This is a genomic window from Corynebacterium neomassiliense (assembly GCF_900626215.1).
Taxonomy (GTDB): Bacteria; Actinomycetota; Actinomycetes; order Mycobacteriales; family Mycobacteriaceae; genus Corynebacterium; species Corynebacterium neomassiliense.
Window position 1 is genome coordinate 822,229 of the sequence record NZ_LR131106.1, and the last position, 24,015, is coordinate 846,243.

Below are 24,015 nucleotides of genomic sequence, written 5' to 3' on the forward strand. Positions count from 1 at the left end.
GTGGGTCGGATGACCACCGGGGTGCGAGGACCGGCTAACTGGAACGCAGGGGCGCCAGGGGCCCGTCGGCTTCGGTGGAGTCGGTGTAGCCGTCGGGTCCTGTCCGGTCCACCGTCACTCCGTCGTCCGGAGTTGACGCTGACCACAGTCCTGCGGTTTTCAGGGCGTGGTGGGTGCGGCACAACAGCATGCAGTTTGAGACGGAGGTCGGACCGTCAGATTCCGGGGTGGTGTGCGGGGAGCTGATGATGTGGTCGTGTTCGCATCTGCCGGCCGGCACGGCGCAGTGGGGGAACCTGCAGTGTCCGTCCCTGCCTTGCACTGTCGCTTTCTGGAGCGTGGTGAAGGTGTACCCACGCGCCTGCCGGTGATTGATCTCCTTCCGGGACGGGAGTTCGCGAACCAGGGTCGCCACACCTTCAAGTGCGCTGGCGGTGAGGTCGGAGACATATCCGACTCCGGGAATGAACGCACCTCCGACACCGTGTCTGCCGTCGAGTGTCGGGCGGTAGAAGTTCACCGTGATCTTCATGGTGGCCGGAGTGTCACCCAGAAGGTCGAGCAGGACCCTCGCCCTGCACTGGGCCATCGAGGGGAGTCCGGAGAACGCGGCATTCTCATCGGAGCACAGGGCCTCCTCAGTGCCGTCGTGTTCCGCCCGACGGGCTTCCCTCAGCAGGTCCAGGGCACGGTCCCCCACCGTGGACCAGACGGCGTCTGCCGTCACGGCAGATCCGCAGTCGAGGATCAACCGGTTCTCCCGCCGGTACAGCCGTTGTGTGTCCTGTTCACGCTGTTCCGTGGCGGACACGATGTTCCCTGCGACTGCCGCCAGAGTCTCATCCGTCACCTGGGAGAATGCCTCCAGAGTGGCGGGTCCGCCCTCTCTGATCCAGTCCGAGAGAGCCTCAGAGACTGCCGCGTCAATCAACGGGCGGACCGATTCGGCCACACGGGTCTTGAGCCCCACCAGGTGCCTGTTGATTCTCAGCCACACCGTGTCCAGGTGATCCACAGTGATTCTTCCGTCATCGAACAGAAGTTCAAACAGTGCCGGCATACGTTCGGCGATTCCCGCCCCGTGGACGTAACGGTAGGCCTCCGACCGGGACCGTCCGCGTGCCGCCAGCACGCTCGAGGCCCGCAGCTCCGGCACCACCGTCACCAACCATGACACGAGTGAAAGCTCCCGCCTGTTCAGGTCAGTCACGAGCTGCCGGGCCGGATTCTCCACCCCCACAACGGATTCCGGATACAGAGCATCCATCTTCGCCCCCCCCCGTCCAATCTCGCCCGGCCCCCTGCCGGCTCCCCAACTTCCTGGTATGTACGTTAGCAATACTACCCGAACCAATCCACGGAGTCAAACATATGTTTGACTCCGCCAGCCGACCGGGCCAGCCGGCCGGGCCCCACAGTCCCGCACCGCCAACCGCCCCTCCCCCCGCGCCTACACTCCCACCGCAGCGGCGATCCGGTCACCGACCTCGGCAGTACGGATCTGGGATCCGTCCCGTCCCGCAACTTCAGCGAGCACTGCAGCCTCGATCTTCTCGGCCTGAAGGTTACGCAGGGTGGCGTCCTCCCCCTCGTTGCCCGCGAGATGCCGCAGCAGCAGTGCCGTGGACAGGATCGCCGCACACGGGTCGGCGATGCCCTTGCCGGCGATGTCCGGCGCGGAGCCGTGGACCGGCTCGAACATCGAGGGATTCTTCCGGGACGGGTCGATGTTGCCGGACGCCGCCAGACCGATTCCACCGGTGACGGCCCCGGCCAGGTCGGTGAGGATGTCGCCGAACAGGTTGTCGGTGACGATCACGTCGAAACGGCCCGGATCCGTGACCATGTAGATGGTCGCCGCGTCGATGTGACAGTAGTCAACCTCCACGTCCGGGTATTCACCGCCGACGGTCTCCACGGCCCGAGACCACAGGCCGCCGGCGTTGACCAGCACATTGGTCTTGTGGACGAGGGTCAGCCTGCGGGACCGTGCCCGTGCCCGGGAGAAGGCGTCCCGGACGACCCGTTCGACCCCGTACCACGTGTTCTGACTGACCTCACTGGCGACTTCGTGGTCGGTCCCCTCGCGCAGGGTACCGCCGTTACCGCAGTAGAGCCCCTCCGTCCCTTCACGGACCACCACGAAGTCGATGTCCCCGGGTTCCGCCAGAGGTGAGGACGCCCCGGGGAAGAGTTTCGCCGGGCGCAGGTTCACGGCGTGGCCCAGCCGGAACCGCAGCGGCAGCAGCAGACCCCGTTCGAGAACGCCGGCGGGGACCGACCTGGGATCGCCGACGGCGCCGAGGAGGATCGCGTCATGGTCGCGCAGGGACTCGAGGTCGGCGTCGGTGAGGAGCTCCCCGTTGCGCAGGTAGCGCCGTGCCCCGAGGTCGTAGTCGGTGGTGTCGACGGCCCCGCCGCCGGTCGCCGATGTCACCGAGCGCAGGACTTTCAGTGCTTCGGCGGTGACCTCGGTTCCGATACCGTCTCCGGCAATAACCGCAAGTTTCATTCTGTGGACCCTTTCGCGTTATCGCGTCTCACATAGTTGGAAATCTCCAGTCAGACTACCATGTGCCCGGCTCTCGCCCTGCGGACATCATCCACCCCCGCAGACCTACCCCGGGGGTGCATGAAGGGGTATACACATACGTCGATCTTGTGTGGTCCGGCACCGTCGGGGACTAACATCCATTCTCCCCGGACACTTCGGTGAGGCTCACCTCTGGTAAGTGGCCGGGCACCGGCCGCGCCCGACCGGTCAACAGTCAGCACACCGTGTCAGAAAGCAGCGTCCGTGTTCTACACCAACGCCCTCATCGGGCTCCGCGAGGGACTCGAGGCCACCATGGTGGTCATCATCCTCGCCGCATACCTCCGGAAGACGGACCAACGTCGTTCCTACCCCTGGCTCTGGGGAGGTGTCCTCGCCGCACTCCTGGTCACCGTGGGAGTCTTCCTCGTCATCCACTTCGGCACCAGAACACTCACCACCACCGGTCAGGAACTCATCGGAGGTATCGCCTCACTGGTCACCGTGGCGCTGGTCGTGTGGATGCTGCTCTGGATGAAGGGCGCCGACAGGAACATGACCGCCGAACTCGAGGGGAAGATGGGGCACGCCGTGTCCACAGGCCCCCTCGCAGTCGCGACGGTGGCCTTCATCGCCGTCGCCAGGGAAGGCATCGAAACAGCCCTCCTGGTCTTCGACTCCTTCAGCCGTGCCCTCGGCGTCCCCTTCGCAGGGCTCGTCACCGGGGTCGCGGCTTCCGTCGCCATCGGTGTGGCCGTGTACATCGGAGCAGTCAACGTCAACCTGAGGATCTTCTTCCGGGTCACCGGGGCCCTCCTCATCCTCGTGGCCGCAGGCATCCTCCGCTACGGGATCACCGACCTCCAGGAGGCCAATGTGCTTCCCGGACTGACCGACTACGCCTTCGACATCTCCGGCGTCCTCGTGCCCGGTACCTGGTACGCCACCCTTCTCGAGGGAATGTTCAACATCGTCGCAGCGCCGACCGTGCTCGCGTTCACCGCATGGGCACTGTTCCTCCTCATCACCGTTCCCACCTACTTCCGCCCCGTAAAGGACAAGAAATGATGTTCTCCCGTGTCACCCGCGCAGCCGTGGTCACCCCGGTCGTGCTGGCCCTCCCCCTGGCCGTGGCCTCCTGCACGGAGAAGGACGATGACGCCCCGGCGTTCACCGTCACCGCCACCGACGACTCCTGCGACGTCGACTCCTACGACGCGACCACCGGAAACAACAGTTTCGAGGTCACCAACAACGGCAGGAAGATCACCGAGTTCTACGTCTACACCTCCGGTGACCGCGTCGTCGGCGAGGTCGAGAACATCGGCCCCGGGGCGACACGCAAGCTGCTGGTGTCCATCCCCGAGGCCGGAACATACAAGGTGACCTGCAAGCCCGGCATGGTCGGCGACGGTATCAGCCATGATCTCACCGTCACCGGAGACGCCGTCGACCTCGCCGAGGGGGACGACAAACTCAGCGCAGCCGTCGACGGCTACCTGCGCTACGTTCGCTCGCAGACAACCGCCCTGCGGGAGTCCGTCGACACCTTCGCCGACGCCGTCCGCGCCGGTGACGTCGACACCGCCAAATCACTGTTCGCCCCGACGAGGACGTACTACGAGCGCATCGAGCCGATCGCCGAAGCCTTCCCCGATGACCTCGACCCGCGGATCGACCTGCGCGAGGCAGACCTCGAGGACGGCCAGAAATGGACCGGGTTCCACAAGATCGAGAAGGCCCTGTGGGTGGACGGCCGGATCAACGACGAGACGAAGGCTGACGCCGACCAGCTGGTCAAGGATGTCGCCGAACTGGCGGACGGGGTCGACGCCACCGACTTCACCGTCGCACCCGACGCCATCGCCAACGGTGCCCACGGCCTCCTCGACGAGATCTCCACCTCGAAGATCACCGGTGAAGAGGACACGTTCTCCCACACCGACCTGTGGGACTTCCAGGCCAACCTCGACGGCTCCAAGGCCGCCGTCGCCGCCCTCGAGGAGACCATCGACGAGAAGGACCCCAACCTGCTCGCCGACATCAACGCCAAGTTCGACAACGTCCAGAAACTGCTCGACGGTTTCCGTCAGGGCGACGGCTTCATCTCCTACGACAAGGTCGGGGAAGATGACCGCAGGAAACTCTCCACCGCCCTTGACCAGCTCAACGAACAGGTCGCCAAGGTCACCGGCGTCATCACCGGAGCGGAGGCGAAGTAAAATGCCCCGCGGGTCAGTCTCCCGACGCGGATTCCTCACCGGCCTGGGCCTCACAGGGCTCGGCGCCGCCGCAGCAGGCACCGCCGGAGCGGCGTCCCTGGCGTCCTGCTCTTCAGGAGAAGACGACCGGAACGCCGGACAGACCGTCCCGTTCCGGGGCGACCACCAGGCAGGCGTCACCACCGCCCAGCAGGAGCACCTGCACATCGTCGCCTTCAACGTCCTCACCGACGACCGTGACGAGCTTCGGGACATGCTCGCGACCTGGACAACCATGGCCGAACGGATGACCCGGGGCGAACAGACCACCGACGGAGGTGCCCTGACGGGGACGGACGCGGACGCCAACACCGATCCCGACGGCACCCTCAACCTCGTCCCGGAGGACACCGGCGAAGCGGTCGACCTGTCCGCAGGACGCCTGACAGTCACCGTCGGCTACGGCCCCTCCCTGTTCGACGGACGTTTCGGCCTGCAGGACCGCCGACCTGCGGAACTCGAAACGCTGCCGAAATTCCCCGGAGACCAGCTGGTGCCGGACCTGTGCGACGGGGACATCGTCATCCAGGCATGCTCCGACGATCCCCAGGTGGCCGTCCACGCGGTACGCAACCTCACCCGCGCCGGCTCCGGGGTGGTCGAAGTCAGGTGGTCGCAGCTGGGGTACGGGGCCGCGTCAAGGACCACGAAGGAGGGTGACACCCCGCGCAACCTCTTCGGGTTCAAGGACGGCACCCGCAACATCACCGCCGACGAGACCGATGACATCAACAACATGGTGTGGGTCTCCGCGGACCGGCCCGACAGTGCCGGACCGGGCGGGTGGATGACCGGCGGCACCTACATGTGCGTCCGCAGGATACGGATGCTTCTGGAAGTCTGGGACCGTCAGATCCTCGACGACCAGCAGCACACCTTCGCCAGGTACAAGGGCTCGGGAGCCCCCATCGGCGCCCACGACGAGTTCGACGACCTGCCCTTCGACCTCTACCTGGGTACCGGCGGGCCTGCGATTCCCCGGGACTCCCATGTCTATCTGGCGCACCCTGACCAGAACAACGGGCAGCGGATGCTGCGACGCGCCTACAACTTCATCGAAGGCTCCGACTCGATGGGGCACCTGTCAGGCGGGCTGTTCTTCATCGCCTACGTCGCCGCACCGTCGGTGAACTTCACACCGGTCCAGATGAAGCTGGCGCACGAGGACAAGATGAACGAGTACGTCAGATACGAGTCCAAGGCGGTGTTCGCCTGTCCGCCCGGGCTGGCTGAAGGATCCTCCGCGAACTGGGGCACCGCACTGTTCGGCGGTTAGGCGACCGGCCCGATGTCGCCTCCGGGTCGGCGACAGGCCAGGTCAGACGGCGTGCGGGCCGTGCACCTCCACCGCACTGCGTGTGAACAGCATCACCGTGACCGCGACCACCGCGGCGGCCGCGGCCGTGAAATACGGGACGGAGGGATCGAACTTCTCCGCCAGTTCCGTCGACGCGAACGGGGCGATGACGCCTCCCATCCACCGCACGAAGTTGTACGCGGCCGAAGCGACAGGCTGGGGGTTGTCGGACACGCTCATCGCCATCTCCGTGTACATGGTGTTGTTGACACCCAGCAGGGCACCGGAGACGACAACCAGCACGGTGACCACCCACGGTGTGCCGTGGAAGACACCGAGCAGGACGTACACGGCGACCAGACCACAGAGGGTGAGCATCGTGGTGTTCGCGGCTCCGACACGGTTCTGGAACACCGGGGCGATGAAGACCGAGAAGACCGCAAGAGCGGAACCCCAGCCGAAGAACACGAGGCCGATCCCGTACTCCCCCGAGTCCAGGAGGAACGGGGTATAGGCCAGCACGGTGAAGAATCCGAAGTTGTAGAACAGAGCGGAAAATGACACCCCGAAAAGACCGCCGTGCCGCAGTGCCCGCAGCGGAGCAGCGAAACTGGTCCTCTCCCCGGTCACCGGTGTGGAGGGAAGTTTGACCACCAGCACCAGCAGTGCGATGAGCATGAGGACGGCAGTGCCGAAGAAGGGGCCGCGCCAGTTCAGGTCCCCCAGGACGGCACCCACCAGCGGGCCGCAGGCCATGCCCAGCCCGAGTGCCGCCTCGTAGAGGATGATCGCGACGGCACGACCCCCGGAGGCGACGGCGACGATGACCGCCAGGGCGGTCGCCACGAACAGTGCGTTGCCCAGACCCCACCCGGCACGGAAGGCGACGAGTTCTCCGACACTTCCGGAGGTTCCGGCGAGGGCGGCGAAGATCACGATGAGCGTCAACCCGGTCAGAAGCGTTCGCTTTCCTCCCACCCGGCTCGACACCGCCCCGGTGACCAGCATCATCACGGCCGTGACCGCGAAGTAGCTGGTGAACAGCAGTGAGACCTGGGACGGGCCGGCATCCAGATTCTCGGCGATCGCCGGCAGGATGGGGTCGACCAGTCCGATACCCATGAAGGCGAAGACGCAGGCCAGGGCAGTCGCCCACACCGCAACAGGTTGGCGGAGCATCGACTCCTTCTCGGACTCCAGTGTCGCGGCGTCAGGTGCCACGGGGGTGACGCCACCGGCACTGCTGTCATCTGTCGAGGTCGTTTTCACCCGGTCATCTCCCTGCTTCTGTGTCTGCTGCTGTGGTTGCTTCTGAGTCTGCTGCTGGGGTTGCTTCTGCCATTCCGGCGTCCCTGCGTTCCCGGCGGGCGTCGGAACCGGCACCCTGCCTCTCCTGTCTGACGATCTCGGCGGCGAGCCGTGACAAAGGTCCCAGACCTGCGCGGACCTTCTCCCGGTCAGTGGCGTCCAGACGGTCCAGATAGAAGGACAGGACGCCGTTACGCTGTCTGTTCGCTTCGGCGAGCGCCTCACGTCCCGCTTCCGTCATGTCGACGAGAGTCACGCGGGCGTCACCTGCCGAGGTGCGGCGCCTGACCAGCCCCGCAGCACCCAGTCGGGAGACGAGCTGGCTCATCCCCGGCTGGGTGACTCCGCTGAGCCTGGCGAGGTCGCCGATCCTGGCCGGACCTTCGGCCAGCGTGTTGAGCACACTGACCTGGGCGGTGGAGAGCTCCCCGGGGTACTCGAGGACACGGACCATCTGGATGGCCACCCGCAGGGAGTCGCGGATCTCCTGGGCGATGTCCCGGAGGTCGGAACTGTCGGAACTGCGGGGGACGTCAGAGACGTCAGAGGAGGTACCGGAATCGGAAAGAGCCATGTCGCATAACGGTATTATATAAGCTCGTTATGTACAAGTCCGGTCTTTCTGCCACGGCACTGCCCCAGGGTCACACGCAGAAAACCCGGAAGCCACCGCCTGCACGGCGGTGGCTTCCGGGTCGGTACGACAGTGTCCGGAGTCCGGGGGGGGACAGTTCCCTGTCCAGCTGGTGGACTGCCCCGGACTCCCTGACTCGGGCGGGTGCCTACCCGAGGTCCAGCTGGACGGCGCGGGACGCGGACAGCGCTTCCCCGATCTGGTCGATGAGCGGGGCCGGGATCTCCTTCTCCACGCGCAGCACCAGGGTCGCGGAACCCTCGGTGAGGTCCTGGGACAGGGCCGCCGCGTTGATGTTGATGCCTTCGCGACCCAGGAAGGTGCCGACCTTACCGAGGGCACCGGGCTGGTCGGTGTAGGTCAGGAACAGGTTGAGGCCTTCGGCCCGCAGGTCAAGGCCACGGTCGTTGATCCGGACGATCTTCTCCACGTGGTCGAGGCCGGTGAGCGCACCGATGACGGATACCGCGGTCCCGTCACCGGCGACGGCCTTCACCTCCAGTACGGAGCGGTGGGTGACGGATTCGTCGGCGGTGGTGACAGTCAGCTCCACTCCCCGCTCTTCGGCGATCTGCGGCGTGTTGACGAAGGTGACCTGCTCGTCCACGACACCGGCGAAGACACCGCGGAGAGCTGCCAGGCCGAGTGCGTCGACCGATTCGGTCGACAGCTCACCGCGGGCCTCCACGGACACGGCCGACACCGGCGCCGCCAGCAGGGCCGAGGCAACCTTGCCCAGCTTGGTGGCGAGGTTGAGCCACAGTGCGACTTCCTCGGAGACTCTGCCACCGGTGACGTTGACGGCGTCCGGGACGAAATCACCGGCGAGAGCCTTGAGCACGGACGCCGCGACATCAGTTCCCGCCCGGTCCTGGGCCTCCACGGTGGACGCGCCGAGGTGCGGGGTCACGACGACCTGGGGAAGCTCGAACAGCGGCGAGTCGGTGCAGGGCTCCTTCGAGTAGACGTCGAATCCGGCACCCCGGATCCGACCTTCCTTGATCGCGTCCGCGAGAGCCTGCTCGTCGACCAGGCCACCGCGGGCGGCGTTGATGATGATCTGACCCTTTTTGGCGCCTGCGAGGAGCTCGGCGTTGAACATTCCCGCCGTTTCCTTGGTCTTCGGCAGGTGGATGGTGACGAAATCTGCCCTGGCCATCAGTTCCGCCAGATCAACCAGCTCCACCCCGAGCTGTGCGGCGCGGGCGGGGTTTGCGTACGGGTCGTAGGCGATGATCTCGGTCTCGAAGGCCGCCAGACGTTGTGCGAACAGCTGGCCGATGTGCCCGAAGCCGACGATTCCGACGGTCTTTCCGAAGACCTCGACCCCCTTGAAGGAGGACCGCTTCCATTCGCCGTCACGCAGGGTCTTGTCCGCGGCGGGAATCTGGCGCGCCGTGGACAGGAGCAGGGCGATGGCGTGTTCGCAGGCGGAGTGGATGTTCGAGGTCGGGGCGTTGGCGACCATGACGCCGCGGGCGGTGGCGGCCTCGATGTCGACATTGTCCAGACCGACGCCGGCGCGGCCGATGATCTGCAGTTTCGGTGCCGCGGAGAGAACCTCGGCGTCCACGGTGGTGGCTGAGCGTACGAGCAGGGCGTCAGCGTCTTTGACGGCCTCCAGCAGTTCCGGACGGTTCGGACCGTCGACCCACCGCACTTCCACGGAGTCACCCAGTGCGTCCACGGTGGACTGGGCGAGCTTGTCGGCGATGAGAACGACGGGACGGGAATTCTGGCTCACAGGGTCTCCTGAAAAATATGTTGTTCCTGACTCCCCCGGCACGACCGCGTCAGAGGGCAGGGCCCGCGCCTTCTGCGACCCCCGGTGGCGAACCCGGTGACGGTGGCGCACGACTACGGTCAGCTTAGTACGACCGGTTCCCTGTGTGGGACACCGGCCGGGCAGGACGCCCATTCTGTGGGACTTCAGGGGTGATGGCACCTACCCCCGGGTCATCCGCACACGGCGTCCTCATGCCCCTCGTGGCCCCTCTCCTCCACCTGGACGGTCGTGTGGGAGATGCCGTGGTCACGGAAAGCCTCCTGGACCCGGTCAAGGATTCCGCACCGGTCCTCCTCGTCAGCGGGCTCATCGGTGACCACGTGGACCGAGGCGACCGCCGTCTCCCCGTCGACACTCCAGATGTGGAGGTCATGGAGGTGGCGGACGCCCGGCAGGTCGAGCACCTCATCGTAGAGACCCGTGGCGTCCACGGACACCGGGACCTGCTCCATCAGGACCCGGCCGGCCGTTCTCAACAGTGCCCAGGAACGGGGCAGGATCAGCAGGGCGATCAACAGGGACGCCGCGGGATCCACCCACGTCCAACCTGTCACGGCGATGACCAGCGCCGCGACGATGACAGCCACAGAGCCGAGCAGGTCCGCGAGGACATGGAGGTAGGCCCCGCGCATGTTCAACGACTCACCTTGACCGCCGTTGAGGATCAGCGCGGAGATCACGTTCGCCACCAGGCCGACCACCGCGACGACGAGCATCATCCCGGTCTCCACCTCGACCCCCTCCCCCATCCGCCGGAAGGCCGAGACCGCGATCCACACCGCAATCACACACACCGCACCCGCGTTGACGGCGGCTGCCAGGACTTCCGCCCTGCGGAAGCCCCAGGTGGAGCGTCGGGTAGCCGGACGGGATCCGATGATCATCGCGAAAGCCGCCACGATGAGCCCCCCGGCATCCGAGAGCATGTGCCCCGCATCTGCGAGCAGCGCCAGTGACCCGGACACGATCCCGCCGACCACTTCCGCGAGGAAGATGACGGTGGTCATGGTTATGACGACCCACAGTCTTTTTCCCCGCACGCGGGAATGGTCGTGACCGTGACCGTAACCGTGGTCGTGACTGTGGTCGTGACTGTGACTGTCGACGTGGCCACTACCGCGCGAGTGATCCTGACTACCGTGACCCATGTGGGCACCTCTCATTTTCATTAACAGCTCACCGCCCAGAGTAGGCGTCATATCTCCACAGGTCAACGGGCATTTTAGGCAAAGGTAATCGTTTTCATCAGCGTCGCCGGCAGCTCTGTTCCGATGTGCCCGGGCAGAGTCCCCGGACACCCGAAATCGCACAGCGGGCACCCCCGTCAGACACTCCCCGTCCGGGCCGTGGGCACGATGACACCGTCCACGGAAAGGACAGACACGAACCCCCGTGCGGACGACCGCCTGGATCACGACGTGCCTGGACACTTACGAAAGGACACCAGTGATCTGCCCCCGGCGCAGCAGCGAGAACGTTCAAATCCAGATCGTGCAGACCGGAGGGAAGAACGCCCACAAGGGTGTCGGCCTGGTCTGCCACAGCAACAACTCAGCGCGTGCCCTCACTGCGGTATCCATGCTCGGAATGTCGAACCTGCTGTGGAAGAAGTCGAAGGGGACTACCCGGCAGAAGCACCAGCGGCCGGAGCGCCCTAGCTTCAGACACGCGGTCCCGACCCCGCGCATCGCCGGGTGAGGGGACAATGACGACCCTGCACCGTCCACCCCATCCGAGCGTGGAGGTAATGACACTCAAGAAGGAGCGACCATGACCACCCCAGACACGGCGAAATCCTCAACTACCACCGACCCCGATGCCAACCACTGGACGTCACAGTGATCTGGCCTTGCCCGCAAATCGTGGACAGGTAACTAAGCTGCCTCAGGTTCCTCAGCAGCAGGTTTGTTGAACAGATTCATTTCGAACTCCACCGGCGGCACATACCCCAGCGACGAGTGCAGCCGTCGTCGGTTGTAGNTTGGCCTTGCCCGCAAATCGTGGACAGGTAACTAAGCTGCCTCAGGTTCCTCAGCAGCAGGTTTGTTGAACAGATTCATTTCGAACTCCACCGGCGGCACATACCCCAGCGACGAGTGCAGCCGTCGTCGGTTGTAGACCACTTCAATCCAGCGGGCCACAGCCTGCCGAGCCTCGGCCCGGGTGTGCCAGGTGTACCGGTCGTAGAACTCGGTCTTCAGCGTCGCCCACACACTCTCGGCCATCGCATTGTCCCAACACACCCCGGTCCGGCCCATTGACTGCAGTACCTGCAGGTCCTGGCACACCCGGTGCATCTGTTCGCTGGTGAACTGGCACCCACGATCAGCGTGGAACACCACATCAACGGGCAGCTCACCGCGTATCGTGTGGGCCATACGCAGGGCTCGTTCCACCAGGTCAGTGTGCATGTGGGTGTCCATCGCCCAGCCGATGATCCGCCGGGAATGCGCGTCGGTGACCGCCGCCAGATACACCCAGCCTTCACCGGTGCGCAGATAGGTGATATCGGAAATCCAGCACCGGTCGAGCCCGCCTTTGTCCCAGCAACGTCGTGCCCGGTCGGGGATCGCGTGGGTGTTGACACCAGGCAGCGTGGTCACCGGGGAGAACTTCTTGGGACTGATCCCCTCCAAGCCCTGGCGCAGCATCGACTTCGCCACGGTCTTGCGGTCAACGACCGTCCCCTCACGAGCCAGCTGGGCATGCACCCGGGGAGCGCCGTAGACCTCGTCGGACTCGGTGAACACCGTCCGGACCTTCGCGTCGAGGTCGTCGCGCTCACGGCGTCTGGGCGATGGTTCTCTCGCTTGCCTGGCCGCCCAGGCATAGAACCCAGACCGGGACACTCCCAGCAGGCGGGCCATACGGGTGACCTCGTAATTCGCCTTCTCCTGCGCCATCAGTTCGAACCGTTCGTCGGTGGCTGCTTGGCAGCGAAGAAGGCTGCTGCTTTTCCCAGAAACTCATTGTCCTTGTGCAGATCAGCGACCTGGCGGCGCAGTCGTTTGAGTTCGGCGCGTTCATCCAGGTCCAGCTCACCGGTGGGTTCACCGGCGTCTTTAGCGCGTTCGGTGGCGACCCACTTGCCCAAGGTCTGGGCACCGACGCCGAGTTCGCGGGCGACTTCGGCGATGGTGCGTCCGGTGTCGATGACCAGTCGGGCGGCTTCGTGTTTGTATTCCGGGCTGAAGTTTCGCCGTGGTCGCCGGCCAGCGGTGTTGTCGGTCATGGTGACATCCTCTCGTGCGGGACGGATCCCGCTAAATCGGGTGTCCACTCAACGAGGGTAGGGCCAGATCAGCGGCATCCTCACCGACACCAGCCTCGCCCCCACTAACAGCCAGGTCTTCGTCGATGGCGAGAACATGTGGATCGGCGCCGCTCCCATGCGCCCGGACGGGAAGACGGAATCACACTCGGACGCGTGACTCATGAACGATGACGGGCTCTTCTCCGTCACAGGCGAAGCACACAACAGCACATGGGCGGCCCCCGCATCCGTGATCGGATACTCGGCCGGCGACAATGACGCACAGACCGTCGACAACTGCGACATCGAACTCTGAACCGTCGCGGGTGACGCTGGCATCCGCCGAAACCCACTTGCTTTAGACGATCGTCGCGGGCAGGAATGGGGCCCGATCCAAGTGATCGGCGATCTACGCCACCGTGACCGGACCGCACATCTCATGCGGGACGGGGTTGCCGAACTGGGCGCATCACCCCACTCTTGTCAGCTCAGCAAAGCCATGCTTCACTCGACAATAGTGTACAGTGCTAGCGCAGCCCTTCAAGAAGGTCCTCTGACGTAATGTTTGGCACACCTGACGCTTCTCCCCATGCACTCACCACCAGATGCACTCACCACCAAGAGGAATCAATGCGACACAAAGCACTCAGACCGCTGCTCGCGATTGCTCCGGCTTTAGGGCTGGGATCAACACTGACCCCCACCCTGGCAGCCCAGCCCAACACCACCACCGAGCCCGAAGACTCGGCCGCCGCACCACCACCGCGTCCCCACTGCGCACCCCTCCCCCACAACCGGTCCAACTCCGGACAGTGCACCCACGACCCGGACCCCATTTCGGTGAAGTTCTCGCCGCACCCGTGCCGGCTCAACGCATCGCGGTGCAGACTCGCGTCCTGATCCGGCGTTAACACTCAAGCATGCCCGAATACTTCATCAGTCAAACCCTCTTTCACTCCGAAGTATCCGGAACTCGCTACATGCGAGCTCCGCCGGTCCACTCGGTCCGGCGTGGTACATCAGGAAGTCGCCGGTCTGGATCACCGTAGTGCAGCCGCGCGAAAAGAACTGCCCCAGCCTGTACGAGAACTTCATCTCGCTGCCGTGAATACCATCGATGAACCCGACGGTGTCCATGCGTTCATTATCGCAGTGTCGATGACCCGGATACTGAGGCCCCGGGTGGTTCATCTGGTCCGTCAGCTGGATGTGAGTACGCGTCAGCGAGAACCGTTGCAGACGAAGGCGAAATGGCGTGACATTCCTGTGGCGGAGCAGCTGAACCTGATCCTACGGCGTTTGACGCAGGACAAAGCCCCCACGGACTTGATCTTCAGTGGGGGCGAGGGCCGGTCGCTCCGGTCATCTCGGGCGACGGTTGCTGTTGAACGCATTGCCGTAGCTGCAGGTGCGGTGCAGCCGATGCGGACCGGGGCCGCGTCCACGCACTGCGGCACTTCTCAGCGTCGAGTCTGATCCACTACAGGCCGTCCGAACCATGTGGTGTCGGCGGTCACGGGGCACTCGTCGGCAGCGATGACGCTGAACGTGGACACCCGTGTCCTCGACCGGTCGGGGGCGGGAACACGGGATGCGATCGGGAGCACGATCGGGTACGGGATTTCTGCGGGATCACGGCACCTGCGGGTGGTGCCTGATTCCGGCTTCTAACTGGTCAGACTACGCGGTCTCGTCGAGCGGGTTCTTCACCCAGCTCATCATGTCGCGGAGCTTGGCACCGGTCTTCTCGATCGGGTGTTCCGCGATTCCGGCGCGCAGGCCCTCGAGCTCCTTGTTGCCGCCTTCAACGTTGGCAATGAGACGCTTGACGAAGGTGCCGTCCTGGATGTCGGTCAGGACCTCGCGCATACGGTTTTTGGCACCGGCGTCGATGATCCTGGGGCCGGAAAGGTACCCGCCGAACTCAGCGGTGTCAGACACCGAGTAGTTCATGTTGCCGATGCCGCCTTCGTAGATGAGGTCGACGATCAGCTTCATCTCGTGGAGGACCTCGAAGTACGCCATCTCCGGCGCGTAACCGGCCTCCGTGAGGACCTCGAAGCCGTTCATGATGAGGTACTCGAGGCCGCCGCACAGGACCGCCTGCTCACCGAAGAGATCGGTTTCGGTCTCTTCCTTGAAGGTGGTGGCGATGACCCCTGCCCGGGCCCCGCCGATGGCGGCGGCGTAGGACAGTGCCAGCTCGCGGCCCTCACCCTTCGGATCCTGGTCGACTGCGATGAGGCAGGGGACACCCTTGCCGTCGACGTACTGGCGGCGGACCAGGTGTCCCGGGCCCTTGGGGGCAGCCATGGCGACAGTGATGCCGGGAGCAGGCTTGATGAGGTCGAAGTGGATGTTGAGACCGTGGCCGAAGAAGATGGCGTTACCGTCCACCAGGTTCGGGGCGATGTCCTCGGAGTAGATCTTGGCCTGCGAGGTGTCAGGGGCGAGGATCATGACCACATCAGCCCACTTCGCCGCTTCTGCGTTCGAGAGCACCGTGAAACCGGCCTCTTCGGCCTTGGCACGCGACCGTGAGCCTTCGCGGAGCCCGATGACGACCTCCACACCCGAGTCCCTCAGGTTCTGGGAGTGGGCGTGCCCCTGGGAGCCGTAGCCGATGACGGCGACTTTGCGTCCCTGGATGATCGACAGGTCGGCGTCGTCGTCGTAGAAAACCTCAATTGCCATGGAGGATCTTGCCTTTCGTGGAAAATCGGACTGAGAAACCCGGACTGGGAAACCGGGCTTGAGAAATCGGACTCTGGGGTGAATTCTAGCAGATTACGTACCAGAGTGTGAGACGCACCGTCTCACTCGATGGGGTAACTGACCGGGGACGTCGGGTGCATGCACCCGATGCGCCTGTCAGAGTTTTGCCGGGTACATCGCCTTCGGCCCCCTGCTCACCGCGGTGAGGCTGGACTCGACCAGCTCGCGGATCCCGAAGGGCTCGAGGACGTCCAGCAGCGCCTTCAACTTGGTGGGGGTGCCGGTGGCCTCGATGACGAGGGACTCAGGTCCCACATCGACGACATGGGCACGGAAGAGCTTCGCCGCTTCGACCACCTGGGTGCGGTTGGAGTTGTCGGCACTGACCTTCACCAGCATCAGCCCCCGGCACACGATACTGTCCGGGGCGTGCCTGCTGACCTTGATCACCGGGATCAGCTTGTTGAGCTGCTTGGTGATCTGTTCGATGACATGGTCCTCCCCCTCCACCTGGATGGTGAAGCGGTTGACACCGTCGACCTCGGTGCGCCCCGAGGAGATGGAGATGATGCTGAAGGCACGTCGGGTGAACATCCCGGTGATCCGGGACGCGATACCGTCGACGTCCTCACACAGCACGCTGAGGGTGTGGATCTGCGACATTAGTTCTGCTCCCCTTCCTGGATGGTGGACCGGATCTCCTCCGGTGACTCCGCCGCGGAATTGTCGTCGTCGAACAGGGGACGCAGGTCGCGGGCGTACTGGAGTTCGTCATTGGAGGAACCGGCGGCGATCATCGGCCAGACCTGGGCGTCCTCACCGACTATGAAGTCGATGACGACCGGCCGGTCGTTGATCTCACGGGCCCTGCGGATGACCTCGGCAACCTGGTCCTTTTCGGTGACCCGGAACGCCGCACATCCCATGGACTCCGCCAGACCGACGAAGTCGGGGAGGTAGGTCTCCCCCGGCTTGAGATTGGTGTTGGAGTAGTGCTTGTCGAAGAACAGGGTCTGCCACTGGCGGACCATGCCCAGGTTCCCGTTGTTGATCAGCGCAACTTTGATGGGCAGGCCTTCGACGGCGCAGGTGACGAGTTCCTGGTTGGTCATCTGGAAACAGCCGTCACCGTCGACCGCCCACACCTCGGTGTCCGGGCAGGCGGCCTTCGCACCCATGGCGGCGGGCACCGCGTAGCCCATGGTGCCGAGCCCACCCGAGTTGAGCCATGTCCGGGGCTTCTCGTAGTCGATGAACTGCGCGGCCCACATCTGGTGCTGCCCCACCCCGGCGACGTAGATGGCGTCCGGGCCCACGATCTCCGAGAGAGTCTCCAGCACGAACTGCGGCGCGAGCTTGCCGTCCGCCGGCCACTCATACCCGCGGGGGAAGTCGGCACGGAGACCGTCAAGATAGGTCCGCCAGTCCGCCACGTCAGGGGCGGGCAGGGACGCCATGGCCTCCGTGAGCGCCAGGAGAACCTCACGGGCGTCACCGACGATCGGAACCTGCGCCTCACGGATCTTGCCGATCTCCGCCGGGTCGATGTCAGCGTGGATCACCGCGGCACCGGGTGCGAAGGACTCGACGTCACCGGTGACACGGTCATCGAACCGTGCCCCGACTGCGAGGATGAGATCCGCCTTCTGCAGGGCTGCGACCGCGGGAACGGTGCCGTGCATCCCGGGCATTCCGAGGAACTGCGGGTGGGACTCCGGGAAAGTGCCCAGAGCCATGAGCGTCGTGGTCACCGGGATCCCCGTGGCTTCGGCGAAAGCCAGCAGTGCGTCCGACGCCTCCGCCTTGAGGACGCCGCCACCGGCGTAGACGACCGGCCGCCTGGCCTCAGACAGCATTCGCGCCGCCTCGTCGATCTGACGGGAGTGCGGGGTGGTCACCGGGTGGTAGCCGGGCAGTCGGTAGGTCGGGGGCCAGACGAAGTCCAGTTCGGCGTTCTGGACATTCTTGGGGATGTCGACGAGCACGGCACCGGGGCGTCCGGTGCTGGCGACGTGGAAAGCCTCGGCGATGGCGGCGGGGATGTCCTCGGCCCTGGTCACCATGAAACTGTGCTTGGTGATGGGCATGGTGATCCCGCGGATGTCAGCCTCCTGGAACCCGTCGGTACCCAGCAGCTGGGTTCCCACCTGGCCGGTGATCGCGACCACGGGGACGGAATCCATGTTCGCGTCAGCCAGGGGGGTGACGAGGTTGGTGGCACCCGGACCCGAGGTGGCGATGCACACCCCGACCCGGCCGTTGGCCTGGGCGTAGCCGGTCGCTGCATGACCTGCACCCTGCTCATGCCGGACAAGAATGTGGTTGAGCTTCTCCGACCCGTAGATCGCGTCGTACAGCGGCAGGACAGCGCCGCCCGGGAGCCCGAACACCACATCGGTTCCTAGCTCCTCGAGGGACCGGACGACAGCCTGGGCGCCGTTGATGCGCTCAGGCCGTCGACCACGTCCGGTGGCGGCGACGGTGGCGGGACTGGGGTGTGAGCGTGAGGTGTCGGTCACAGTCCGTGCACTCCTTTTCGGGTCAATTGTCGTGGAAGTCGGATGGTCCGGTCCTCCGCGTCCACTCGGTGCCGGCGGGACCGGAGAACCGGTCTGAACCGACTGACGCCCCCGGTCCCGGCGAGTCGTACGCCGGGCGGGGGCGCCAGAGTGTTCCGCGAAGTAACCGCAGGGGCTCTAGCGCCCGGCGGGTACGAGAATTCGGAACATCGTCATGGCGGTGAGAATAGTCCATACGGCCCCCTCCGGTCAACGCGTTGGCCATATCGTTCCCACCCGCTGATACCTCAGGTCTCATTCTGTGGTCTTCCTGCAGGGGTGTGTCCGGGCCTGTGGTCGAGGTCGCGGCGCCCTCTTCCCGGCTCCGCGGACAGTCCCCACCCCCGGCCGGCAGGACACCCCCGGTGACGGACAGCGAACTTCAAGGACCGGCGACTACGGTCGGTCCCATGCCTGATGTGAAGTACCTCCTCATCAACCTGTGGACGTGGATCGTCCAGCACGGCCTCACCCTCGCCGCACTGGTCATCGTCGGCATCCTGATACCTCGGGCCGGCCGCCTCATCGTCAGGATCATCACCGCCCGGATGACCCGCGGTGAAGAACAGACGAAGAGTCACCTGGCCCTCGTCGGGGCCCTGGTCTACCTGCTCGAGATCGTCGCCTACTTCTTCCTCGTGTACACCGCACTGACGAACCTCGGTGTGTCGACGGTCGGGGCCGCCGTGCCCGCCACCGTGATCTCCGCCGCCATCGGCTTCGGCGCCCAGAGAGTCATCGGCGACTTCCTCGCCGGCTTCTTCATCATTTCCGAGCACCAGTACGGGGTGGGCGACTTCGTCTCCTTCGACAGCACCAGTGACCAGGTCAAAGGGACGGTAGTCCGGCTGACCCTGAGATCCACGCAGATCAGGACAGGTAACGGCGAACTCGTCACCGTTCCCAACAGCTCCGCCAGCGTCACCATCAACTACTCGCAGGAATGGTCCCGTGCAGTGGTCGACCTGGAGATCCCCATGACCGGGGACGACACAATGTCCTCCCTGTCCAGGACAGTTTCAGAGGTCACCCGGCACGCCATCGACAACAGCGGCATCAAGGACGACGTCCTCGGCGAGATCAGTGTGCTGCCGGCCATGAACATCACCCCACCCACCGCGGCAGGTCTTCCCTGGACAGTCGGAATCCAGGTCACAGTGGACGTCAACCCCGCCACCCAGTGGGAGGTGCAGCGGACCATCCGGGCCGCGCTCGTCAACGAGTTCTGGGACCGGTTCCAGGCACCCGGGGAACGCGCGGCAGCCTACGCCGGGGCCCCCACACAGGCATTCCCCGTGGTCTCCGCGCCGGTGCACACCGCAGGGTCAAACAGCACAGGATCAGACAGCACAGGGGCAGACCGCGCAGGGTCAGACCTCACGGGCACGACGGGTACCGCCCACGCCGTCGAATCCGGCGAACCCCGTCGGACCACCGCCCCCGCACCGACAGGCGCAGACACTGCTGGGACACAGGCCTCCCACAGGGCACACACCGGTGCGAAGGACGCCGGGGAGACGACGGATGCCGGGACCGACACCACGGTCGAGACGACGCCGGCAGCCTCCGACGTCGACGGACTCGCCGCCGACGTCGCACGCAACGGAATATGGCGCAACCTGGACACCAGCTCGCGGATCTCCCGGATCCTCTCCGTCGGCGGCCGCATCCGCCCCTCCTCCGGCGCCCTCATCCTGACCATGGGCCTGCTGGCACTGATCGGACTGTTCTCGGCGACACCCCAGGGCGGCAACCCTGCATGGCTGGCCCCTGACCGCCTGGCCCCGTCAACCCGGACGGCCGACCCTGACACCGGGGTGGCGCCCACCACTCAGGACACCGGAACCCCGGACAGTGACGGGGTCACCACCGCCCCGTCGTCCCCGACCACCCCGCAGGAGGACACCGGTGACTCCGGCGGAAGCGGCGACACCACCGGAAACCAGGACGGTACCGGGACAGGAACCGGCGGCCGGACCGGCGGACAGGGCAGCGGGGCGTCCTCCCCGTCCACCCCGACCTCGATCTTCGACAGATTCGGCGGAGACACCGGAACCGGAGGTGACAACGGCACCGGCGGTGACGGTGGGAACAGCACCGGCGGAGGTGCAGGCGGTACCGGAGGCACCGGGCAGAACCAGGAGCCGGACTCCGGAGGCACCACACCGGACGCCCGCGGCGACGGCACCACCTCGACGACGACCGGTGCGACGGCCGGGTAGCCGCCCACCGACCGCAGGACGGCGGCCGATGCGGGTTGACAGGGGTGGTGCTGATTAAATGGGTGACCATGAGCTCCCGGGACAACACCGACACTTCCCCGCACGCTTCCCGCCTTCCCTACCAGGTCCGGGTCGACCAGGGGAACCTCGTGGCCGCCGGAGTCATGTTCGCCATGAGCCTCATCGCCGTCGCCTACGCTCCCCGGGTACTTTTCTGGGCGCCACTGCTCCCGCTGGTCTTCGTCATCGGCATCCTGCGCTCCCGTACGGTGTTCACCACCGGGGGAATCGTGGCACACTACCTGTTCCGTCGGTCGGCCTCGTTGGCGTGGGAGGACTTCGACGCACTACGATTCAGCCGTGGAGGTAGAGCCCTCGCAGTCAGGAAGGACGGGACATCGTTCCCGCTGCCTGGCGTCAGCTTCAATTCGCTGGTTGACCTCAGCGAAGCGACGGAGGGCAGGATCCCGGACCCGGTGACCCCGAGTCTCACCGCCTTCGACGAATCGGTCAAGGTGGTCAACCGTGATTCCGGAATCGCCGTTCTCATGGACAAGGACGAGTACGACGAATACGAAGCCTCCCGCCGGACCAGCCGCATGGCCCGGGAGGAACTCCAGCGTCGTGACGAGGCGCGGCGGAGATCCGGCTCCGATACCCGGGACTGAGACGACACAACTGCATTTTCTGCGCTTTAAGGACTGCCCACATGAACAAGATCCCGTTCCGTTCCTCGGTGACCACCCAGGGACGCAACGCCTCCGGCGCACGCTCCCTGTGGCGTGCCACGGGTATGACCGACGGTGACTTCGACAAGCCGATCATCGCGATCGCGAACTCCTACACCCAGTTCGTCCCCGGTCACGTCCACCTCAAGAACGTCGGCGACATCGTCGCCGAGGCAGTGAAAGAGGCCGGTGGTGTCGCCCGCGAGTTCAACACCATCGCGGTGGACGACGGTATCGCCATGGGCCACTCCGGGATGCTGTACTCCCTTCCGAGCCGGGAGATCATCTCCGACTCCGTCGAATACATGGTCAACGCCCACCAGGCGGACGCCCTGGTGTGCATCTCCAACTGCGACAAGATCACCCCCGGGATGCTCAACGCCGCCCTGCGGCTCAACATCCCCGTCGTCTTCGTCTCTGGTGGTCCCATGGAGGCGGGCAAGGCCGTCGTCGTCGACGGTGTCGCACACGCCCCCACCGACCTCATCTCCTCGATCTCGGCGTCCGCCAACGACCAGGTCACCCAGCAGGGCCTCCTCACCGTGGAGCAGGCCGCCTGCCCCACCTGCGGGTCCTGCTCCGGAATGTTCACGGCGAACTCCATGAACTGCCTCACCGAGGCACTCGGACTGTCGCTCCCCGGCAACGGGTCGACACTGGCCACCCACCACGCCCGGCGCGCCCTGTTCTCCGAGGCGGGCCGACTCATCGTCGACCTGTGCCACCGCTACTACGGGGAAGGGGACGCCTCGGTCCTGCCCCGGAGTATCGCCACCAGGGAGGCGTTCGAGAACTCCATGGCCCTCGACATGGCGATGGGCGGGTCCACCAACACCGTGCTGCACATCCTCGCCGCGGCACAGGAGGGCGGGGTGGACTTCAACCTCCAGGACATCGACAACCTGTCCAAGAGGGTCCCCTGCCTGTCCAAGGTCGCCCCGAACTCCAACTACCACATGGAGGACGTGCACCGGGCCGGAGGAATTCCGCGGATCCTCGGCGAACTGTGGCGAGGCGGCAAGCTCAACGAGAACGTCCACACAGTGCACTCGGCGACACTCGCGGAATGGCTGGAGCGCTGGGACATCTCCGCGGCCCACCCGGCTCCCGAGGCAGTGGCCCTCTACCACGCCGCCCCCGGCGGGGTGCGCACCACCGAACCGTTCTCCACCGACAACGTCTGGGATGAACTGGACACCGATGACGAACACGGCTGCATCCACTCCGTGGAGCACGCCATCACCGCCGACGGTGGACTGGTGATCCTGCGGGGCAACCTCGCCCCCGACGGCGCGGTGATCAAGTCCGCCGGCATCGACGAATCCCTCTGGCACTTCTCGGGCCCGGCACTCGTGGTCGAGTCACAGGAGGAGGCGGTGGACGTCATCCTGAAGCGGAAGGTCCGCCCGGGCAATGTCATCGTCGTGCGCTACGAGGGTCCCGCCGGTGGTCCCGGCATGCAGGAGATGCTCCACCCCACAGCTTTCCTCAAGGGGTCCGGTCTGGGCAAGAAGTGTGCACTGATCACCGACGGCCGGTTCTCCGGCGGATCCTCCGGAATCTCGGTCGGGCACATCTCCCCCGAGGCCGCCGCAGGTGGACTCATCGGCCTGGTGCGAAACGGGGACACCGTCACCATTGACGTCCACAACCGTCAGCTGAACCTGGAACTCTCCGACGAGGAGATCGCCTCCCGGAGGGCGGAGATGGAGGCGTCACCGCGTCCCTGGAAACCGGTCTCGCGCAAGCGGAAGGTCACCAAGGCACTGCGCGCCTACGCCTCCATGGCCTCCAGTGCGGACAAGGGAGCCGTCCGCATCGTCGAAGAGGACTGAGCCGGCCCGGTCAGGCCGGTCAGGCCCCTCAGCATCAGACCCAGAAGACCCAGAAGATTCAGAAGGTGCCCGGGTACGCCCCGCCGTCGAGCAGAAGATTCTGGCCGGTGATGTAGCCCGCCTGTTCCGAGCAGAGGAAGGCGCAGGCCGCCCCGAACTCCCCGGGGCGTCCGAAACGGCCTGCAGGAATACCCGTCGGTTCCGGCAACACCCCGTCCGAGAGTCTCCTGATCCGGTCGGTGTCGAACCTGCCCGGGAGCAGGTTGTTCAGGGTGACGCCGCGCGAGGCGAGCTGCGGCTGGCGCGCCACACCGGCGATGAAGCCGGTGAGCCCCGACCTGGCACCGTTGGACAGCCCGAGACCGGGAAGCGGTGACTTCACCGACGCCGAGGTGATGTTCACCACCCTGCCGTAGCCACGGGACGCCATGTCGTCCACCGTGGCCCTGACCAGGTCGACCGCGGTGAGCATGTTGGCTTTCAGGGCCCCGGTCCAGTCGTCCTCGCCCCAGTCGCGGAAGTCGCCGGGAGTCGGGCCACCGGCATTGTTGACGAGGATGTCGACACGGGGAGCCGCCGCAAGCATCCTCTCCCGCACCCCGGGGTCGGTCACGTCACCGGAGACCTCCTCCACCTGAACTCCCCTGCCCCGCAGACGGGACGCCGCCTGCGCCAGTGACGCGGCGTCCCGCCCGTTCACCACAAGGTTGACGCCCTCGCCGGCCAGGGCGTCAGCACAACCGAAACCGAGGCCCCTGCTGGAGGCGCACACCAGAGCCCAACGTCCTGCTATCCCCAGATCCATGACTCCCAGCCTAGCCGGACCGGAGGACGGACATCCGGTTCAGGTGGGCGTCCCTCCCGTGGACGCCTACACTGGGCCCC

Annotated in this window: 20 protein-coding genes; 8 read left to right on the top strand and 12 right to left on the bottom strand. The window is 65.6% G+C overall.

All coding sequences use genetic code 11. The features are described 5' to 3' along the window. Positions 1-34: 34 nt before the first annotated feature. Positions 35-1,267, bottom strand: coding sequence for an HNH endonuclease signature motif containing protein (locus E0E18_RS03595; protein WP_237559617.1), 1,233 nt, complete (start codon positions 1,265-1,267; stop codon positions 35-37). Positions 1,268-1,450: 183 nt separating this feature from the next. After that, positions 1,451-2,512: a 3-isopropylmalate dehydrogenase gene (locus E0E18_RS03600; RefSeq protein WP_066583044.1), complete on the bottom strand. Its 1,062-nt coding sequence runs from the start codon at positions 2,510-2,512 to the stop codon at positions 1,451-1,453. 285 nt (positions 2,513-2,797) lie between these two features. On the opposite strand from E0E18_RS03600, the gene efeU reads away from it, so the two are divergent. From efeU to efeB, 3 genes are read left to right on the top strand one after another with little or no spacing between them, the layout of a single operon-like run. Then, positions 2,798-3,601 carry an iron uptake transporter permease EfeU gene (gene efeU, locus E0E18_RS03605; protein WP_066583047.1) on the top strand — a complete coding sequence of 268 codons (804 nt, stop codon included), beginning with the start codon at positions 2,798-2,800 and terminating at the stop codon, positions 3,599-3,601. Then, on the top strand, positions 3,598-4,755 hold the full coding sequence (gene efeO, locus E0E18_RS03610; RefSeq protein ID WP_110481263.1) for an iron uptake system protein EfeO: 1,158 nt from the start codon (positions 3,598-3,600) through the stop codon (positions 4,753-4,755). Before efeU ends, efeO begins: the two co-directional genes overlap by 4 nt. 1 nt (position 4,756) lies before the next feature. After that, positions 4,757-6,070: an iron uptake transporter deferrochelatase/peroxidase subunit gene (gene efeB, locus E0E18_RS03615; RefSeq protein ID WP_130839356.1), complete on the top strand. Its 1,314-nt coding sequence runs from the start codon at positions 4,757-4,759 to the stop codon at positions 6,068-6,070. Between the two features lie 42 nt (positions 6,071-6,112). Here the strand turns inward: efeB and E0E18_RS03620 are convergent, their stop codons facing one another. The 4 genes from E0E18_RS03620 to E0E18_RS03635 form a co-directional block, all read right to left on the bottom strand. Continuing rightward, complete coding sequence (locus tag E0E18_RS03620; protein ID WP_110482472.1) at positions 6,113-7,270, bottom strand: MFS transporter; 1,158 nt, start codon at positions 7,268-7,270, stop codon at positions 6,113-6,115. A 94-nt stretch (positions 7,271-7,364) separates the two neighbouring features. After that, positions 7,365-7,973: a MarR family winged helix-turn-helix transcriptional regulator gene (locus E0E18_RS03625; protein WP_130839357.1), complete on the bottom strand. Its 609-nt coding sequence runs from the start codon at positions 7,971-7,973 to the stop codon at positions 7,365-7,367. A gap of 208 nt (positions 7,974-8,181) precedes the next feature. Beyond that, a complete protein-coding gene (gene serA, locus E0E18_RS03630; protein WP_066583056.1) occupies positions 8,182-9,777 on the bottom strand; it encodes a phosphoglycerate dehydrogenase in 1,596 nt (531 codons plus the stop codon). A 212-nt stretch (positions 9,778-9,989) separates the two neighbouring features. Then, a complete protein-coding gene (locus tag E0E18_RS03635; protein ID WP_237559619.1) occupies positions 9,990-10,826 on the bottom strand; it encodes a cation diffusion facilitator family transporter in 837 nt (278 codons plus the stop codon). A gap of 484 nt (positions 10,827-11,310) precedes the next feature. Here E0E18_RS03635 and E0E18_RS13965 point away from each other — a divergent pair, with 484 nt between their 5' ends. Continuing rightward, positions 11,311-11,517, top strand: a complete 207-nt coding sequence (locus tag E0E18_RS13965) for a hypothetical protein (protein WP_202616690.1) — start codon at positions 11,311-11,313, stop codon at positions 11,515-11,517. A gap of 314 nt (positions 11,518-11,831) precedes the next feature. On the opposite strand, the gene E0E18_RS03645 is transcribed toward E0E18_RS13965, so the two are convergent. Then, positions 11,832-13,051 (bottom strand): IS3 family transposase gene (locus tag E0E18_RS03645; RefSeq protein WP_130839360.1). Its coding sequence is split into 2 segments (ribosomal slippage): positions 11,832-12,781 and positions 12,781-13,051, totalling 1,221 coding nucleotides; the frame shifts between segments, so codons are not numbered across the junction. A gap of 202 nt (positions 13,052-13,253) precedes the next feature. Between E0E18_RS03645 and E0E18_RS14305 the strand changes: the two genes are divergently transcribed. Then, a complete protein-coding gene (locus E0E18_RS14305) occupies positions 13,254-13,388 on the top strand; it encodes a hypothetical protein (RefSeq protein WP_265415829.1) in 135 nt (44 codons plus the stop codon). A gap of 620 nt (positions 13,389-14,008) precedes the next feature. Here the strand turns inward: E0E18_RS14305 and E0E18_RS03650 are convergent. The 4 genes from E0E18_RS03650 to E0E18_RS03665 form a co-directional block, all read right to left on the bottom strand. Continuing rightward, positions 14,009-14,209, bottom strand: a complete 201-nt coding sequence (locus tag E0E18_RS03650) for a hypothetical protein (RefSeq protein WP_130839361.1) — start codon at positions 14,207-14,209, stop codon at positions 14,009-14,011. A 543-nt stretch (positions 14,210-14,752) separates the two neighbouring features. Further along, the gene (ilvC, locus tag E0E18_RS03655) at positions 14,753-15,766 is read right to left on the bottom strand and encodes a ketol-acid reductoisomerase (protein ID WP_130839362.1); all 1,014 of its coding nucleotides are present in this window, start codon (positions 15,764-15,766) and stop codon (positions 14,753-14,755) included. Between the two features lie 177 nt (positions 15,767-15,943). Then, a complete protein-coding gene (gene ilvN, locus E0E18_RS03660; protein ID WP_066583067.1) occupies positions 15,944-16,450 on the bottom strand; it encodes an acetolactate synthase small subunit in 507 nt (168 codons plus the stop codon). Next, on the bottom strand, positions 16,450-18,306 hold the full coding sequence (locus E0E18_RS03665) for an acetolactate synthase large subunit (protein WP_066583069.1): 1,857 nt from the start codon (positions 18,304-18,306) through the stop codon (positions 16,450-16,452). The genes ilvN and E0E18_RS03665 overlap by 1 nt, the downstream gene beginning before the upstream one ends. Positions 18,307-18,755: 449 nt before the next feature. Between E0E18_RS03665 and E0E18_RS14310 the strand changes: the two genes are divergently transcribed. The 3 genes from E0E18_RS14310 to ilvD all read left to right on the top strand — a co-directional run bounded on the left by E0E18_RS14310 (position 18,756) and on the right by ilvD (position 23,130). Further along, a complete protein-coding gene (locus tag E0E18_RS14310; protein WP_130839363.1) occupies positions 18,756-20,567 on the top strand; it encodes a mechanosensitive ion channel domain-containing protein in 1,812 nt (603 codons plus the stop codon). 68 nt (positions 20,568-20,635) lie between these two features. Further along, a complete protein-coding gene (locus tag E0E18_RS03675; RefSeq protein WP_130839364.1) occupies positions 20,636-21,235 on the top strand; it encodes a PH domain-containing protein in 600 nt (199 codons plus the stop codon). 41 nt (positions 21,236-21,276) lie between these two features. Beyond that, the gene (gene ilvD / locus E0E18_RS03680) at positions 21,277-23,130 is read left to right on the top strand and encodes a dihydroxy-acid dehydratase (protein ID WP_130839365.1); all 1,854 of its coding nucleotides are present in this window, start codon (positions 21,277-21,279) and stop codon (positions 23,128-23,130) included. 58 nt (positions 23,131-23,188) lie between these two features. On the opposite strand, the gene E0E18_RS03685 is transcribed toward ilvD, so the two are convergent. Next, on the bottom strand, positions 23,189-23,935 hold the full coding sequence (locus E0E18_RS03685; protein WP_130839366.1) for an SDR family oxidoreductase: 747 nt from the start codon (positions 23,933-23,935) through the stop codon (positions 23,189-23,191). Between the last annotated feature and the right edge of the window lie 80 nt (positions 23,936-24,015).

Excerpts from the sequence above, each read along its gene's own strand:
- E0E18_RS03595 (WP_237559617.1), bottom strand. The coding sequence starts at position 1,267 with ATGGATGCTCTGTATCCGGAATCCGTTGTGGGGGTGGAGAATCCGGCC.
- E0E18_RS03600 (WP_066583044.1), bottom strand. The coding sequence starts at position 2,512 with ATGAAACTTGCGGTTATTGCCGGAGACGGTATCGGAACCGAGGTCACC.
- efeO (WP_110481263.1), top strand. The coding sequence starts at position 3,598 with ATGATGTTCTCCCGTGTCACCCGCGCAGCCGTGGTCACCCCGGTCGTG.
- efeB (WP_130839356.1), top strand. The coding sequence starts at position 4,757 with ATGCCCCGCGGGTCAGTCTCCCGACGCGGATTCCTCACCGGCCTGGGC.
- E0E18_RS03620 (WP_110482472.1), bottom strand. The coding sequence starts at position 7,270 with ATGCTCCGCCAACCTGTTGCGGTGTGGGCGACTGCCCTGGCCTGCGTC.
- E0E18_RS03625 (WP_130839357.1), bottom strand. The coding sequence starts at position 7,973 with ATGGCTCTTTCCGATTCCGGTACCTCCTCTGACGTCTCTGACGTCCCC.
- E0E18_RS03635 (WP_237559619.1), bottom strand. The coding sequence starts at position 10,826 with ATGACCACCGTCATCTTCCTCGCGGAAGTGGTCGGCGGGATCGTGTCC.
- E0E18_RS14305 (WP_265415829.1), top strand. The coding sequence starts at position 13,254 with ATGAACGATGACGGGCTCTTCTCCGTCACAGGCGAAGCACACAACAGC.
- E0E18_RS03650 (WP_130839361.1), bottom strand. The coding sequence starts at position 14,209 with ATGGACACCGTCGGGTTCATCGATGGTATTCACGGCAGCGAGATGAAG.
- ilvC (WP_130839362.1), bottom strand. The coding sequence starts at position 15,766 with ATGGCAATTGAGGTTTTCTACGACGACGACGCCGACCTGTCGATCATC.
- ilvN (WP_066583067.1), bottom strand. The coding sequence starts at position 16,450 with ATGTCGCAGATCCACACCCTCAGCGTGCTGTGTGAGGACGTCGACGGT.
- E0E18_RS14310 (WP_130839363.1), top strand. The coding sequence starts at position 18,756 with ATGCCTGATGTGAAGTACCTCCTCATCAACCTGTGGACGTGGATCGTC.
- E0E18_RS03675 (WP_130839364.1), top strand. The coding sequence starts at position 20,636 with ATGAGCTCCCGGGACAACACCGACACTTCCCCGCACGCTTCCCGCCTT.
- ilvD (WP_130839365.1), top strand. The coding sequence starts at position 21,277 with ATGAACAAGATCCCGTTCCGTTCCTCGGTGACCACCCAGGGACGCAAC.
- E0E18_RS03685 (WP_130839366.1), bottom strand. The coding sequence starts at position 23,935 with ATGGATCTGGGGATAGCAGGACGTTGGGCTCTGGTGTGCGCCTCCAGC.